We start from the raw sequence: 16,132 nt of genomic DNA, 5'->3' as shown, positions 1-16,132 counted from the left end.
AAGGACCGTCCACAAAAGGTTGAATAGGATGTGAATTGATGATAGCTGTTAAAGGCAGACGCAAATGTGAAAACTGCGGCAAAAGATATAATTATTACTATGCTAAGGGTCCCGAAGCAGAAAAAAAAGTAAAATTCAAGGGCAAGGATGAAAACGGCAGTGAAGCAACAAAGGTAAAGGTGCTCTCTGTTTATACGTATGAAGTAACCGTAAGCTGCCCTGAATGCGGATTTGAAGAAATATTTATTTATACTGACTAACCAGCTCCTGAACGGTTAGTTTTTTTCTTTCTTCTCCGCATACATCAATAATTATTTCCCCCAGATCCATCATTATTGTTCTGCTTCCGTAATCTAAAGCAGATGTTATGTTATGGGTAATCATCAGTGTCGTTATATTATTTTCCGTTACAATCTTTTCTGTAAGTTCCATCACCGCTTCTGCACTGACGGGGTCCAAGGCTGCCGTATGCTCATCCAGCAGCAACAGCTTCGGTTTGACCAGTGTAGCCATGACTAAGGCTACCGCCTGTCTTTGGCCGCCTGAAAGCAATCCGATTTTAGTGTTTAATCTATCCTCAAGCCCTAATTTCAAATCTGCAAGGCGCTCCTTAATATAATTCTTTTCCTTACTTGACGGAATGCTCAGATTGTTTTTCTTCATGCTTTTCATATATGCGATGATTAAATTCTCTCCGACAGTCAGGCTTGGAGCAGTTCCTTTCATCGGGTCCTGAAAAATCCGCCCAACATAAGAAGCGCGTTTATATACAGGCATATAGGTTATATCCGTTCCGTCTAATTCTACCACTCCTGAATCGCATAAAATGCTCCCTGAAATTATATTGAAAACAGTGGATTTTCCTGCACCGTTCCCTCCTATGACAGTTACAAATTCCCCTTCCGAAACGGACAAGTTTAAGCTTTTTAATGCAATGAACTCGTCAGGCGTATTTTTATTAAACACCTTATGAACCGATTCAATTCTTAGCATGCAATCTCCTCCTTTCCAATTTCCTTACATCCATTTTCTTTTTAATGTTCGGAAAAGAAAGTGCCGTTATTACAATCAGTGATGATATCAGCTTCAGATATGACGGCGGGAAATTGGTTGTAAGTATGAGTGCGATTATAAATCTGTATATCAGGGAGCCTATTATTACAGAAAGAAGTCCCAATGTTATATTTTTGTTTTTTATTATAGTGCTTCCTATGATAATTGATGCAAAGCTTATTACCACCATCCCCGCTCCCATATTCACATCTGCCGACTGCTGCATTTGTGCAACCAGTGCGCCGGATAATGCAACTATCGCATTTGATAATGAAAATCCTACAATTTTAATAAAATCCGTATCTATGGATGATGCCTTGCACATTTCTTCGTTATCTCCTGTAGCTCTTATGGACAGACCCAGCTGAGTTCTGAAAAACCAGTTCAGAATGGCAAATACAAATGCTATGATTATAAACAGGGCAGCTATTTTGTATCCTCTCCCCGGAAACAATTGCTCAGCATAGGTAAAAATGCTTGTTTTGTTCAGCAGTGGTATATTTGCTTTTCCTCCCATTACTGTCAGATTCACTGAATACAGTCCCGTCATTGTAAGAATACCTGAAAGTATGGGCTGTATACCCATCTTGGTCTGAAGCACGGCGGTGATAGTCCCCGCCAGTGCCCCTGCTGCAATTGCCACTATAAGTCCCAGAACCGGATTGCCTGAAAATGTGAACACTGCCGAAGCTGCTGCTCCCAAAACAAAGCTTCCGTCAACCGTCAGATCAGCTACATTCAATATTTTGAATGATATATATGTTCCAAATGCCAGAAGTGAATAAACCAGTCCCAGTTCTATCGCTCCTATAAATGATGTCAAGCTCAATTTGTGCCTCCCTTATATTATTCAAACACTTTTATTTCCTTTAATGCATCCTCGGAAATTTCAATACCGAGAGATTTTGCTGTGGTTGTGTTTACCATTCTTGAATATTGACTTATAATTTCAACAGGATTGTCGGAAATTTTCTCCCCTTTTAAAATTCTTTCTGCCATAGCAGCAGTCTGTCTTCCCAGAACCTTGTAATCAATACCTACTGTTGCAAAGCCTCCGTCCTTAACCATGGAATCTGCTCCCGTATAAACTGGTATACCTGCATCAATTGCCTCCTGTGCAAGTACGGACATTGCAACAGCCACGGTGTTGTCATTTGGTACGAATATAGCATCAACTTTGCTTGCCAATGACTGTGCCGTTTGCTGAAGCTCACCTGAATTTGCAATATTTGCTTCAACATACTTAAGGCCGTTTGCATCGCAGTAGTCCTTTGCTCTCTTGATGCCTGATGCAGAGTTCACCTCTCCCGGGTTGTATATGAAGCCGTATGTTTCAACCTCAGGTGTCAGCTCGGCAGAAAGCCTGAATATATCTTCCACTGCTATTGCATTGGATACTCCCGTTATGTTGCCGTCTGTTTTATTCATATCCTCAACCAACCCTGCCTGTACGGGATAGCTCACTGCCGCAAACACTATGGGTATATCCCTGGTCGCCGCCAATGCCGACTGTGCTGCACCTGTTGCAATGGGAATAATCATATCAACATTTTCTCCCACAAACTGATTTACAATGGTTGTTACGTTTGTGGGATCATTTTGTGCGTCCTTGTATATTATTTCCACGCTGTCCTTCATGCCTGCTTCCTCAAGTCCTATAATTATATACTCTCTTATTTCGTCCAGAGACGGATGATTTTGCGCCTGCACTATCCCTATCCTGAATTTTTTGTCATCACCTGAAGCTCCTTTGTCATCTGCCTTCGCCGCACATCCTGATAAAGATGTAAATAGTACTGATAATAATGTTAAAACTGCAATAATTTTTTTCATGTTATTCTCCTGAATTTTATTTACAAAAACGAACAAAAAAACCTGTCCTTTACATAAAAGGACAGGTATAACCTGCGGTACCACCTTAATTGACTGAAAGTTCAATCCACTTTAACAAAAATGCCATCACATTTTCTGCCTGTAACGTAGGCATACGTTTCAGATACTAGAGTGTTAACCCGTTCACCTCACCCTCAGCGATCCATTTGTCTGTACTGCGTTCTGCCGGGCTCTCATCCATCCCAACTCTCTGTAAGTGCACATATCAGTTTAATCTTCGCTTCAACGGTTTGTTTTTGTATTATTGTTATGCAGTTTATCACCCACTTTTATCTTTGTCAATGGTTAATTTTAAAAATTGTGTTTTTTATTTTTTTAAAGTATGTTTTTTGTTATGTTTTATCTTGCCAAAAGTGAGGTATATATTATAGAGTTAAAACGTAGGTCTATTATGGAGGTGCATATTTTGAATGAATTTTATAAAAAAATTTTTATTAAACAAAAATTAATGCGTACAGTACTTATATCCTTAATTCCAATTATTATTTTTTCTACATATCTTTTTGGAATCAGAGTCCTTGTTCTGCTTGCGGCAGTTGCAGCCACGGGAACCATTACAGAATATCTATGGGAAAAGCACTATGGTAACAAAGCGTCTGAGGCAGTATTTGTCACATGCGTTCTTTATACATTAACACTGCCTGTATCTACTCCTGTATGGATTGCAATTTCAGGTATATTGTTTGGTCTTTTTTTCGGCAAGCTTTTCTTCGGTGGATTTGGTAAAAATACTTTTAACCCTGCACTCGTCGGAAGGATTTTTATATATGTGAATTTTCCGGAACCCCTGACAAATTCGTGGAATAATGCTGCATCGATATTTCCCGGCGGATTCAGTACATATCTGACCGACCACATTGATGCAGTATCAGAAGCAACTCCAATGATATTATACAACAATACTGCAAAGTTATATGATATTCAATCTCTTTTATTGGGTACCGTACCCGGTGCAATAGGAGAGACAGCCAAGCTGCTCATAATATTGGCAGGATTATATTTGATATATAAAAAGGTTGCATCATGGGAAATTATGACCGGAACGATAATTGGATTTATTGCCACAAATGTTGTATTTTATTTTTTCAATCTGCCTGTTTTAAATCCCCTTCACGGAATACTGATGGGTGGATTTTTATTCGGAACAGTCTTTATGGCAACAGATCCTATCAGCGCTCCAAAAACCAAGACAGGAAAATGGATTTACGGAATAATTATCGGCTCGGTTACGCTGTTAATCCGGATATTATCTCTTTTTAACGGTGGTATGATGTTTGCAATTCTTATAGGTAATACATTTGCTCCAATAATCGATTACTTCGTAAAGGAAAGCGCAGCAAGAAAGAAAAATAAATTGGAGGCAATTTCATGAAAAATTCATTATATTACCCGATTTTATTTATGATAGCAGTCACAGTAGTATTTATTGCAATACTTGCATCAATTAATTACATGCTCACCGACACCATAGCATTCAATCAGGAAAGTGAACTAAGGCAAAAAATACTTTACATATTCGATGTCTTGCCGGAAAATGACGACCCGCAGGAAATCAAGCGTGCTTTTGATGAAAAAATAAAGCAAAAAACTATTAATGATATTGAGGTATATACCCTTATTGAGAACAACCAGGAGGCAGCTTATGCTGTTCCGATAAACGGACCCGGTCTTTGGGGATCTATAAACGCTTATATAGGACTCAATAAGGATTTTACAAAAATAATAGGTATAGAATTTATAACCCAATCCGAAACTCCGGGACTTGGCGGCAGAATATCAGAGGACATATATAAGAATCAGTTCAGAAACATTGATATTGAAGGTGCTGCAGATGGAAATTATATTATATCATCTCCTCAGCCGGGAAGTAATGTGGATGCCATAGCAGGTGCAACACAAACTTCATCTGCGGTTGTCAAGATGATAAACGAAGACCTTAATACATTTTTTGAATCGACGGGGGTGAGATAATTGATTAAAAAATCTGAAGTTAAAAAAATCTTTAAAAAAGGAATTTATACGGAAAACCCCGTGTTTGTTCAGGTTATCGGAATATGCTCTGCTCTTGCCGTAACTAACCTGATGATGAACTCATTAATTATGGGAATTGCACTTTCATTTGTAACTGCTTTTTCTTGTTTGACCGTATCACTTTTAAAATCCTATACTCCTAAGCATATACGCATGATGGTTCAGGTATTAATAATTTCATCCTTTGTAATTATTGTTGATATCTATTTGAAAGCATATATGCCCAATATGAGCAAGTCACTGGGACCATACGTGGGATTAATTATAACAAACTGCATCATAATGGGAAGAGCAGAGGGCTTTGCACAAGCTAATCCTCCTATTTTATCATTTCTGGACGGCATAGCTTCAGGACTTGGCTATACCTTGGTTTTATTGATGATATCATCAATAAGGGAAATCTTAGGCTTTGGTACCGTGTTCGGTTTTCAAATATTACCGGAAACAATAACGAAATGGACTCTCATGGTAATGCCTCCATCTGCATTTTTCATACTTGCATGCATCATGTGGGTAACAAACAACAGAAGATTAAAGCTTGAAAGAAAAGGAGTTGAGAAAAGATGATAGAAGTTAACCCGATTATAATAATCTTTGCAGCCATATTCACAAGCAACATGATTTTCTCAAACTTCCTTGGAATGTGCTCCTTCATAGCCGTTTCAAAAGAGATTCCCACGGCAATAGGTCTGGGTATTTCCGTTACAATGGTTATGACTGTCACAACAATATTGAATTACATAATATATTGGACCGTCCTGGTTCGTTTTAATTTAGAATATCTGATGTTCATAATATTTATTCTGATTATAGCTGCATTTGTACAGCTGTTGGAAATGGTGCTGGAACGTTATCTGCCAACTCTATATTACTCGTTAGGAATATTTTTGCCGCTAATAACAGTGAACTGTGCAATATTGGGGATTTCTCTGTTTATGGTAACGAGACAGTATAATTTTATGCAGACACTGGGATATGCCGTAGGTTCAGGGATAGGATGGCTGCTTGCTATTACCGCAATGGCGGGAATCAGGTCAAGATTAAATGAAAAATCCATACCCGAAGGTCTGAGAGGCACACCCATCACCTTAATTATAACGGGTATCATGGCACTTGCATTCGTAGGATTCAGCGGCATGGTACAAATTCAATAGGAGGCGGCAATGAATACAATACTGACAACCATATTTATTGTTACTTGCATTACTGCGATACTTGCCACATTGCTGACCATATCGAATAAAACCATCGGTAATTACGGTGAAGTAACCTTAACTATAAATGATGATAAGGAATATATTGTTCAAGGCGGCAACACCCTGTTGGACACTCTCAGAGCAGAAAGTATTTTTATACCGTCGGCATGCGGCGGCAAGGGCTCATGCGGCTACTGCAAAGCAAGGGTGCTTGAGGGCGGAGGTCCTGTTCTTGCAACGGAAAAGCCCTTGCTTTCAAAAGAAGAGCTCGATAGTAATGTAAGATTGACATGTCAATGCAAGGTAAAACAAAACATTAAGATAGAAATTCCCGAAGAGCTGTTTAATGTAAAGGAGTATGCTGTCTACATTGAAAAAATTGAACAGCTTACATCTACAATAAAGCTGCTGCGATTTAATTTCGGCGATGAGGAAATATCATTTAAACCGGGTCAATACGTACAGCTTAAAGCCCCTGCGTACGAAGGCAACGAAGAAGAGGTCTACAGAGCCTACTCAATTGCATCATCCGTAAATGATACGCATGCGGTGGAGCTTCTTATCGGATATACAGGAGGTATTGCAACCACATATGTACACCATCATTTAAGAGAAGGGGATCAGGCCCATGTAAACGGACCTTACGGAGATTTTTATTACCATGAGGACGACGGGGGACCAATCATACTTGCGGGAGCCGGAACAGGCATGGCACCCATTATGTCAATTCTGCAGTACATGGCAGATAATGATATTAAGCGTAAGGCAATATTTTTCTTTGGTGCGAGGACCGTGGATGATTTGTTTTTGTTGGATAAACTGAAAATGCTTGAAGAAAAGCTGTATGACTTTAAATTTATTCCAACTCTTTCCCGTGAAGAATCACAGGAATGGAAAGGCGAAAAGGGCAGAGTAACTATAGCAATAGATAAATATGTAGAAAAGGGCGGAAACTATACTGCCTACCTTTGCGGCAGTCCACAAATGATCGACTCTATAGTAGAGGCATTATTGAAAAAAGAAATTCCTTTAGAAAAAATATATTACGATAAGTTTTAATATATAAAATAGTAATATGATAAAAATTATAGGCTGTTTAAAAGGCTCATCTTTTTAAACGGCCTATTTTCTATGATTCTTCACATAATCAATCAATACATCCCTTTGATTTTCTAATTTCTCTTCTATTACGAGATTCAAAACATCGTTTAAAGTCACACCTACTTCCTTACCTTTTTTGAAACCTTCCTTTATTAAATCACCGCCGTTTATTGCTAATGATTTTAAGTCGTATGCTTCATTTTTTTCTATGATTTCATCTATCATTTTTTTAGAATTTTTAATAATTATAACCTCATTGACGATATTATCGGCCAAGGCAGCCGCAGTCTTAAAATTTAACAATAAAAATAAATTATCATGACCAAATTTATTTAATTGCTTTTTTAATTTAATTTTATCAGCTATAATCATTTCATTTACATTACTGTTTAATAATACTGCTGTGGTGATTGTTGCATTATCATATTTTAAATCCTTTAAAATGGACTCTGTTCTGTTTGTATATAACAGCAATAATGCCAATTTGACAGTTTGATTATCTGCAAAGCACATGGATTTTAACGCATGGTCCCATTCCATCCGGGTATAATTTTTTATTTCAGGTATGAATATCTCTATGACATCCCTGTATTTATTTAAAATATTTAAAAAATTTTCCCCGTTAATAAGCTTATTCAACTCTACGCTTATTCTTTCCCTGGAAATATTTTTCAGAAGCTCTTTGTTCTTATGTACACTGTATGATGTTTCATCATCTATGATGAAATTTAAGACGGATGCGAAACGGAGTGCTCTTAAAATTCTGAGACCGTCCTCATTGAATCTTTCATCGGGATTTCCAACACATTTTATTACTTTGCTTTGCAAATCCTTTATTCCATCAAACAAGTCCACAATTCCATTATTATTGTATGCGAGAGAATTTATGGTAAAATCTCTTCGCTTTAAATCATGATATACATCATCGGTGAATACCACGTTATCAGGCCGCCTGTTATCAGTATACTTGCCGTCAATCCTGTAGGTGGTAACCTCAATCTGGACATGATCAATAAGCACCGTAACCGTTCCGTGCTTAAGACCCGTATTAATAGTCCTATAGTTGTTAAAGCAATTTATAATTTCATCCGGTTTAGCCGATGTGGTAATATCCCAATCATGAGGAGCAGTACCCAATAAGCTGTCTCTTACACAGCCTCCTACAACGTATGCTTCATAACCACTTTTCTTCAGAGTATTTAATGCTGTTTCAACTTCTTTTGGCATATTTATTTGTACATTCATAATTTCCCGCCATTTTCCTTTTTATATAATTATAACCTATGCGAAAATGAATTCAAGCTGTTTTTTAGGCAGATGACTCAAATTTTAATTTGGTGTCAGTCGCTTATACTGTAAGTGCAAAAAAGCTGCCATGTTGGCAGCTATATTTATATTCCCATCTTCTGTCTCTTCATCATTATATGGGCCTCAATACCGTTGGCAGCTTCAACAGGGTCATCACCCACTGCAACCTTACCGCCTGTCAGGCTCTCCACATCTTCCGTAAGAAGCTTAACTAAATTTGGAGCTCCGGTTATAAAAGGTGTAGGAGACAAATGAGTGTAACAGCCATAAGCAACTGCAAACAAACCGTCAATGGTAGCTTTTTGCTCCATCCATTCGTGGGCCGTAACCGCAATCGGTAAATACGAGACACGACCTTCCATTCTTTCTAAAACTGTTTCAGACATATAACCCTCCCTAAAATTGTTCTAATTCATATTTAGGATGACCACATGCATAAATAAAATTCTTTTTTTTGCTAATTTTATGAAATATATGTTTTGGCGTATATTATATTGGTATATATATGGTAATGACAATAATTAACAACATTTGACATGGAGCAATAATATATCATATCTGAGCCGAGTGCAGCGCAAGCTCGCTTGCATTGCCGAGGCGATGGTATGATATATGCATTATATCATAATAAGTAAAACGTTATCAATTTCGTGGAGGTATTATGCTGTTTGATTTGATAGGTTTCGGCAAATATAAAGAAAACAGGCCCTTTAAAATAGTGGCGGGCTTGGCAATAATAGCAATGATAATTTTATTTCGCTTTATCATATATTTATCAGGTGGAACTACAGCATTTGTACACATAATGTATATTCCTATTCTTTCATCTGTGTTTATATTAGGTATAAAGGCCGGAATAGCTGCCTCCATAATAGCAGGAATACTTCTTGGACCTTCCATGCCATTCGTTGTAAGCCAGGGAATAATGCAAGACACAAAATCCTGGGTGTTCCGTATATTCATGTTTATTACAATAGTATTGGTGGTGGGCATCTTACTTGAATATATAAAAAGAATGCATGAGAGAGAAAAAGAAAAAGCATATATTGATGTCATAACCGGTTACCCCAACACCAATAAATTTGTAGAAGATTTAAACTTTATGATAAATGAAGGCAGATTCAATACACTGTCAATTATAGTATTTGAATATAAAAATATGGAAATGATAAATCAATATGTTAATCATGAGGTGGGAAAAAAATCATTTATTAATTTATTAAAGCATGCTGATAAGCATTTTAAACACTGCAATATATATACTATCAGCACAAATAAATTTATTATAATAATACCTGAAACAGACTGCAGCAGAGCAAATCATATGGCAAACAAATTTGAGGAAAAAACAAGAAAGCCAATGTTTGTTGATACCCTTCCTATTTCCCTCATTGTAAGAGGAGGAATAGTTAATTATCCGATGCATGGAAACCACATAAATGAAATTACATCAAAATTAGAAAAGGTTATGACCCAATCAGTAAAAACTCAAAAAATCATAACTATTTACGATAATATTATAGAAGCAGAACGTATGAAGTACTATGATACATTGGTTTCATTATACTTTTCATTGCAAAATGATATGTTCTATTTAGTATATCAGCCAAAGATAAAAATAGATACAAATGAGATAGTGGGAACTGAAGCATTATTAAGAATAAAAAATGATGAATACAGTAATATTTCAATATCACAATTGATTGAAATGGCCGAAGAAGTAGGATTTATAAATGAAATAACCAAATGGGTCATTACAAATTCAATATTACAAATAAAGAAATGGAAGGAATCAGGAATTCATACGAAGGTATCCGTTAACCTGTCATCCATCGATTTAAATGATGAGTCCATTATTGACTTTACCATTGATTGCTTAGATGAAAATCATATAGATTCATCTCTTATAGAATTCGAGCTTACCGAAAGATCTATTATTGAGGATGTTGAAAGGGCTTTATTTGTTTTAAAAAAGATGAGAGAAAAGGGAATAAAAATATCTTTAGATGACTATGGATCAGGTCACAATTCCCTGAGCCATCTGATGAAATCATCAAACCAATTTGATTATATAAAAATTGATAAAATTTTCATCGATAATATAGACGAAAAACAAAATGAAGTTTTAGTAGAGGGAATAATAAATACGGCTCACACCTTAGGCATGGAGGTAGTTGCCGAGGGTGTCGAAACAGAAGTTCAGGTTGAAATATTAAGAAAAATCGGCTGTGATATCATTCAAGGCTACTTTTACAGTAAACCTCTGCCACCGGAAGAATTTCTTAACCATAAAAAAATTACGCAATGTCAATAAGCGTAATTTTTTCGCTGATACAGCGCTTATTCTCTTCGGCTTTGAAACTTTCCAGATAAAGTTGCCTTCTACAAGATATGACTACAAGGTAATCCAGTATCGTTGCGTAATACTTTCCATCTCAGAAATTTCATTTTCTAAAATTCCACCATTATTCTGAATCGTTTTAGCAGAAGCAATATTTTGCTTATCACAAGTAACGAGAACCTTAAATATCCCAAGTTCCCTGCATTGCTCTAATGCAAGTGCCAACATTTTTGTTGCGATACCTTTTTGTCTTTGCGATTTTATAACGCTATATCCAATGTGACCGCCAAAATTCATTAAATAATCATTTAATCTGTGTCTAATATCAATCATTCCGACTAAATCATCGTTCTCATCAACTGCCAAGAATGTAGTTGCCGGGACTGAGCCATCACGCACAGTTGATTCTGACAAGTTATCTTTCCATACAGCATACCATTCTTCAAATGTAAGCGCATCTTCCAGCCCTGCGCTCCCATCCATGCTGTCACCATTTTTAATAAAATCTGCCTTGTATCTTAAAAGCTTTTCTTTGTAATCAATAGATGGTAAAACAAGTTTAATCTCCATTTCTGCAGTCCCTTCTGTTACATAAATCATGTAAAATGAAATAGCTTTTTGCTCTGTATTATTTAAAGTATAGTATAAAAAATCAAGCTGAAACAGAAGCAGTTCTGCATCTGTTTCAGCTTGATAACCTGACGGAGAATGAGGGATTCGAACCCTCGATACAGTTTCCCGTACACACGCTTTCCAGGCGTGCTCCTTCAACCACTCGGACAACTCTCCAAAATGCTTTACAGCAGATGTTATTATATCCTAAAAAACAGGTATATGTCAATGGCTTTTTGAAGCTTATACTAAAAAGAAACGCTAAAAAGAATTTTTAGTTGTAAATATCTTGACAAAAATATTCTGCTTTGATATCATGTGGTCAATGTAAAGTGAATACATCTCATATATTATGCTCGCCGGAGAATAATATATCTTTAAAATGAGAAAACAAAATCGCAACGGTAGGCCTGAGGTTGCATCAGGTCTGCCGTTTTTATTTTTATCTTGGGAGGATTAGTATGAAAAATTGTAAAACAGCAGCGGAAAATCAGTCAATAAGTATATTAAGGCAATTATTGTCCTACATTATACCCGGAATAGCAGGTCTCATTTTTAACTCGTTATACATCGTAGTTGACGGAATTTTCGTGGCAAGAATGCTTGGAAGAGAACCTCTGGCAGCAGTAACTGTCGGTGTGCCCGTCGTAGAAGTATTGCTTTCTTTAAGTATGCTTGTATCAGTGGGGGCAGGTGTGCTGATTTCAGTTAAAAACGGCAGAAGAGAGCATAAAAAAGCAAGAGATATTTTTAATATATCTGTCAGATTGTTGGCCATAGCTTCTGTACTGATAGCAGCAATCAGCTTGATATTTATAAATCCCCTCGCAAGGATGTTAGGAGCTACTTCGGACATAATGGCTTTGGTAGTTGAATATTTGTCATATTTTTTTGCATTTTCTCCTGCCTTTATGTTCAGCTATGCCATGTGCACCTGGCTTAGAAATGATTCTCAGCCAAGGCTTGCAATGACTGCTCAGATTATCGGCGCACTGTCTAATGTATTTTTAGACTGGTATTTCATGGGGCCTTTAAAAATGGGGATTGGAGGCGCTGCAATAGCTACCGGCCTGGGTCCGTTAATTAGTATAATAATAATGCTGCCGCATTTTATGTTGAAAAAAGGTAATTTATATCTTGAAAATGTAAAAATGGATTTGAAAATTATCTATGAAATACTTTTAAGGGGAATACCTTCATTTATTATGGAATTCGCACTTGGTATAACAACACTGTGCGTTAATATTGCAATAGGAATACACATAGGTGCTTTAGGCTTTGCGGCATTTGGGATAGTCGGATATATAGCTTTAATAGTCTTGTCGGTATTTTTAGGTATGGCAGAAGGTTCACAACCGCTAATAAGCTTTTACCATGGAGCCAATGAAAAAAACAATATACGAACAATTTTAAAAATCAGCCTTTGCATATCTTCGGCAATTGGAATAATAGCATATTTACTTTTATTTAAATATCCTGAAATTCCGGTGAATGTATTTGCTGATAATGATATAGAGCTTGTTGAAGCGGCTGCTACTGCAACTATTTATTATTTTCCGGCTTTGTTTGTATCCGGTATGAACATTCTTTTAGCCTCATATATGCAATCTATAGGGCATTGGAAGGAGTCTGTGGTTATATCCTTATGCAGGTGTTTGCTTTTACTTCTTCCGTTATTGATGGTATTACCTATGTTTTTAGGAAATAACGGTATATGGATATCCGTACCACTTGCAGAAATATTAACTCTGCCTGTAGCTTATGTATTATTGAGCAGGAGACATAGTTGCGTAAAAGGTATATGATTATCTTATTTAATCTTATTGAAAAGTATTATCTTGCGATAAACCAAAAAAATTAGAAAAACTTAAAATAAATAATTAATATAAATGTAATAAAAAAATTAAATATTTTTAATTCGTCATGCAATACTAAATGTATATTTTAAAGGCATCCGTGATGCTTCTTCCAATATATACTGCAATTGAAACAGCATGGAAAAACAGAACAATACAAGGAGTATGTATGAAACAGCAAATAGCAAAATTAACTGACGAACAGGAAAAAAAGATTAAAAAAATGGAAAGTGAATTAGGCTGTGTATTAGTTGCTTATCAAGCACAAAACCCTTCAGGCGGCGGTGAAATGAAATAGTATAAAAAATACTGCAAACATCTTTTTAGTTTGCAGTATTTTTCTTATAGTTATTATACAGTTATATCATCCCGAACATCATAAGGCCTATGGTATTGATAGAAAAATTTGCACACATATGCACAATCCACGAGTTAAGTATATTGTTATATCTGTCGTTCAGCCGGTTAAAGAATAAGCCCGTTACAAATAAGCCTGTTATAAACAATGCATAAATTATTATGTTAAACCAATTGGCAAGTATGGACACATGGTAAACAGAAAATGCAAGTGAACTGATTATGTATGTATACCTTTTCGATGAGAACTTACGGAGAGTTATGAAACCGAATCCTCTGAAGAACAATTCCTCAAGCAGAGAATTAATAAATGATATATAAAGTGAAACAAAGATAAAATTGTCCTTGTTGATGCTCAGGTTATTTTCAAGATTCATTGCAATATTATCTAAATCAATAAATCCTTTGAGAATATAATAGCCTGCCTGTATAAGCAGATAAACACCCAGCCCGAGCATCACAGCAAATTTTATTTGTTTTTTATCATTTATTCTGAAATATTCTTTAAACCTTACTTCCTTGTCAAATGCACAATAAATTAAAGGCAGTCCTGCAAATATAATTATTTTGTAAAGTGATTTAATTGCATAGTCAGGCCTGATATAGGATTCTACCAAGTACATTAATATACATGCTATAATCATTATGCCTGATGTTATTATCCTTCTTTTATAATTATTCATAGCCTCATTAATATAATTTTACTATCTTATTATCTTTCTTTACCGAAGAAAAACAATGCCAAAGCTCCCTGTCCTGTATGAGACCCTATTACGGGACCAATAAAGTTGATTGCAACCTCTTTTACGTTTAGTTTTTCTTTAATTAAATTACCTAAGTATTCAGCATCTTCCAGACAATCAGCATGACTTATAAAAACCGAATTTTCTTCAGGATTTATACACGTTGCTTCCATTTGCTCCAGTAAGGCATTTATAGACTTTTTTCTGCCTCTGACATTTGTAACAGGTACCAAGTGTCCTCCATTATCAACGTGTAATATCGGCTTAACACCAAGAGCTGTACCTATGGTTGCAGTCATTGCATTTATTCTGCCTCCACGCTTCAAATGATTTAAGTCGTCTACGGTGAACCAATGACATAATTGAAGCTTATTGTCTGAAATCCACTTACTTACTTCATCGAGGCTTTTACCTTCCTGTTTCATTTTAGCGGCATAATAAACCAGAAGACCTTCACCCATTGATGCAGACAGGGTATCAATACATTCTATTCTTGCATCCGTATATTTTTCCAACAGTTCTTGCCTTGCTATTAAGGAAGAGCTATACGTACCGCTAAGAGGTGATGAAAATGCTAAATATAAAATATCATTTCCAGCTTCTAATAAAGGGGTTAAATAATCTTCAAATGTTTTTGCATTTACAAGAGTAGTAGTTGAACGTTCACCTTTTTTAATTCTTTCATAGAATTCCTTTATCCCCAATTGTCTATGATCAGGATAATTTATATAATTTTCATTTTCAAAGCTATAACTCAAAGGAACTACCGTCAAATTATATTCTTCAATAATATCAACAGGTAGATCTGCCGTAGAATCTGTTACAATAACATAATTTTTCATAATCTTAATTTCCCTTCTATTCATATCATAAAGCTTTTTATTTAAATTAATATTAACATATTTTTACATCCTTTACAATACATAATAATCAAGCAAACATTTATTTTCTAATTAATTTACATGTTGTCCAATCGATTTTCTATTATATACCGAGGTGTTTAAATTTTAATTTTTAGGGTATTAATAAGGCATAACATTTATTAATAGGAGGTTTAAAATTATGAGAATAGCTATAATTTTAGGAAGCACAAAGCCGGGGAGAAACGGAGAAGCCGTTGCTAAATGGGTTTATGATATATCAAAGAAAAGAAATGACGTACAGTTTGAATTAGTTGATGTGGCTGAATATAATTTGCCGCTTTATGATGAACCGTATCCTGCAATGATGCAGCAATATCAGAAGGAACACACTAAAAAATGGTCACAAAAAATAAATGAATTTGACGGTTACATATTTGTAACTGCAGAATATAATCACAGCGTACCGGGTGCATTGAAAAATGCCATTGATTATCTTAATGTTGAATGGAAAAATAAAGCTGCGGGTTTTGTCAGCTACGGTAGTGCAGGCGGTGCCCGTGCAGTGGAACATTTAAGACAAATAGCAGGTGAGCTTCATATGGCTGATGTCCGAGCTCAGGTAATGTTAAGTTTATTTACTGATTTTATAAATATGAGCGAATTCAAACCTGATCCGCGCCACGAAGATGAAGTAAATGAAATGATAAATCAGGTTGTAGCCTGGAGTAAAGCCCTAAAAGTATTAAGGTAAGCAGATGACCCAAATTTTATATTTGGT

At 35.9% G+C, this 16,132-nt stretch carries 17 protein-coding genes, 1 tRNA gene and 1 pseudogene; 10 read left to right on the top strand and 9 right to left on the bottom strand.

Annotated features, from left to right (window positions below):
• The first annotated feature begins 38 nt into the window (after positions 1-38).
• A complete protein-coding gene (locus HZF24_RS04190) occupies positions 39-260 on the top strand; it encodes a hypothetical protein (protein WP_179237013.1) in 222 nt (73 codons plus the stop codon).
• Here HZF24_RS04190 and HZF24_RS04185 read toward each other — a convergent pair.
• Genes HZF24_RS04185 through HZF24_RS04175 form a run of 3 tightly spaced genes read right to left on the bottom strand, consistent with a single transcriptional unit; the run spans position 244 to position 2,886 of the window.
• Entirely contained in the window at positions 244-993 is a 750-nt protein-coding gene (locus tag HZF24_RS04185) for an ABC transporter ATP-binding protein (RefSeq protein WP_179237012.1), read from the bottom strand. The two genes, HZF24_RS04190 and HZF24_RS04185, sit on opposite strands and share 17 nt — an antisense overlap.
• A complete protein-coding gene (locus HZF24_RS04180; RefSeq protein ID WP_246345946.1) occupies positions 980-1,882 on the bottom strand; it encodes an ABC transporter permease in 903 nt (300 codons plus the stop codon). The genes HZF24_RS04185 and HZF24_RS04180 overlap by 14 nt, the downstream gene beginning before the upstream one ends.
• A 17-nt stretch (positions 1,883-1,899) precedes the next feature.
• The gene (locus HZF24_RS04175; protein WP_179237011.1) at positions 1,900-2,886 is read right to left on the bottom strand and encodes an ABC transporter substrate-binding protein; all 987 of its coding nucleotides are present in this window, start codon (positions 2,884-2,886) and stop codon (positions 1,900-1,902) included.
• Between the two features lie 457 nt (positions 2,887-3,343).
• On the opposite strand from HZF24_RS04175, the gene HZF24_RS04170 reads away from it, so the two are divergent.
• The 5 genes from HZF24_RS04170 to HZF24_RS04150 are packed head-to-tail and all read left to right on the top strand — an operon-like array spanning position 3,344 to position 7,232.
• Positions 3,344-4,318, top strand: coding sequence for an RnfABCDGE type electron transport complex subunit D (locus HZF24_RS04170; RefSeq protein ID WP_322790719.1), 975 nt, complete (start codon positions 3,344-3,346; stop codon positions 4,316-4,318).
• Entirely contained in the window at positions 4,315-4,917 is a 603-nt protein-coding gene (locus HZF24_RS04165; RefSeq protein WP_179237009.1) for an FMN-binding protein, read from the top strand. Before HZF24_RS04170 ends, HZF24_RS04165 begins: the two co-directional genes overlap by 4 nt.
• A complete protein-coding gene (locus HZF24_RS04160; protein ID WP_179237008.1) occupies positions 4,918-5,544 on the top strand; it encodes an NADH:ubiquinone reductase (Na(+)-transporting) subunit D in 627 nt (208 codons plus the stop codon).
• Positions 5,541-6,131 carry an Rnf-Nqr domain containing protein gene (locus HZF24_RS04155; RefSeq protein WP_179237007.1) on the top strand — a complete coding sequence of 197 codons (591 nt, stop codon included), beginning with the start codon at positions 5,541-5,543 and terminating at the stop codon, positions 6,129-6,131. Before HZF24_RS04160 ends, HZF24_RS04155 begins: the two co-directional genes overlap by 4 nt.
• Before the next feature lie 9 nt (positions 6,132-6,140).
• Positions 6,141-7,232 (top strand): NADH:ubiquinone reductase (Na(+)-transporting) subunit F, encoded by a 1,092-nt coding sequence (locus tag HZF24_RS04150; protein ID WP_179237006.1) that lies wholly within the window; start codon positions 6,141-6,143, stop codon positions 7,230-7,232.
• A 63-nt stretch (positions 7,233-7,295) separates the two neighbouring features.
• Here the strand turns inward: HZF24_RS04150 and HZF24_RS04145 are convergent, their stop codons facing one another.
• Positions 7,296-8,519 (bottom strand): CCA tRNA nucleotidyltransferase, encoded by a 1,224-nt coding sequence (locus HZF24_RS04145; RefSeq protein WP_179237005.1) that lies wholly within the window; start codon positions 8,517-8,519, stop codon positions 7,296-7,298.
• 146 nt (positions 8,520-8,665) lie between these two features.
• A pseudogene (locus HZF24_RS04140) lies at positions 8,666-8,938 on the bottom strand (anaerobic carbon-monoxide dehydrogenase catalytic subunit); the annotation flags it as partial.
• Between the two features lie 305 nt (positions 8,939-9,243).
• Between HZF24_RS04140 and HZF24_RS04135 the strand changes: the two are divergent.
• Entirely contained in the window at positions 9,244-10,896 is a 1,653-nt protein-coding gene (locus HZF24_RS04135) for an EAL domain-containing protein (protein WP_179237004.1), read from the top strand.
• An 81-nt stretch (positions 10,897-10,977) separates the two neighbouring features.
• Here the strand turns inward: HZF24_RS04135 and HZF24_RS04130 are convergent, their stop codons facing one another.
• Both HZF24_RS04130 and HZF24_RS04125 read right to left on the bottom strand, forming a co-directional pair.
• A complete protein-coding gene (locus HZF24_RS04130) occupies positions 10,978-11,493 on the bottom strand; it encodes a GNAT family N-acetyltransferase (protein ID WP_179237003.1) in 516 nt (171 codons plus the stop codon).
• A 132-nt stretch (positions 11,494-11,625) separates the two neighbouring features.
• A tRNA-Ser gene (locus HZF24_RS04125) sits at positions 11,626-11,712 on the bottom strand.
• A gap of 284 nt (positions 11,713-11,996) precedes the next feature.
• Here HZF24_RS04125 and HZF24_RS04120 point away from each other — a divergent pair.
• Both HZF24_RS04120 and HZF24_RS04115 read left to right on the top strand, forming a co-directional pair.
• Positions 11,997-13,340: an MATE family efflux transporter gene (locus HZF24_RS04120; RefSeq protein WP_179237002.1), complete on the top strand. Its 1,344-nt coding sequence runs from the start codon at positions 11,997-11,999 to the stop codon at positions 13,338-13,340.
• Between the two features lie 130 nt (positions 13,341-13,470).
• Complete coding sequence (locus HZF24_RS04115) at positions 13,471-13,689, top strand: hypothetical protein (RefSeq protein ID WP_179237001.1); 219 nt, start codon at positions 13,471-13,473, stop codon at positions 13,687-13,689.
• 61 nt (positions 13,690-13,750) lie between these two features.
• Here the strand turns inward: HZF24_RS04115 and HZF24_RS04110 are convergent, their stop codons facing one another.
• Positions 13,751-14,431, bottom strand: coding sequence for a CPBP family intramembrane glutamic endopeptidase (locus HZF24_RS04110; RefSeq protein WP_179237000.1), 681 nt, complete (start codon positions 14,429-14,431; stop codon positions 13,751-13,753).
• Positions 14,432-14,460: 29 nt separating this feature from the next.
• The gene (locus HZF24_RS04105) at positions 14,461-15,333 is read right to left on the bottom strand and encodes a DegV family protein (RefSeq protein WP_179236999.1); all 873 of its coding nucleotides are present in this window, start codon (positions 15,331-15,333) and stop codon (positions 14,461-14,463) included.
• A gap of 217 nt (positions 15,334-15,550) precedes the next feature.
• On the opposite strand from HZF24_RS04105, the gene HZF24_RS04100 reads away from it, so the two are divergent.
• Entirely contained in the window at positions 15,551-16,105 is a 555-nt protein-coding gene (locus tag HZF24_RS04100; RefSeq protein ID WP_179237147.1) for an NADPH-dependent FMN reductase, read from the top strand.
• The last annotated feature ends 27 nt before the right edge of the window (positions 16,106-16,132 follow it).

The sequence above is a fragment of the Sedimentibacter hydroxybenzoicus DSM 7310 genome, from assembly GCF_013403245.1.
Lineage (GTDB): Bacteria > Bacillota > Clostridia > Tissierellales > Sedimentibacteraceae > Sedimentibacter > Sedimentibacter hydroxybenzoicus.
This window is presented reverse-complemented; position numbering and strand designations above follow the sequence as displayed.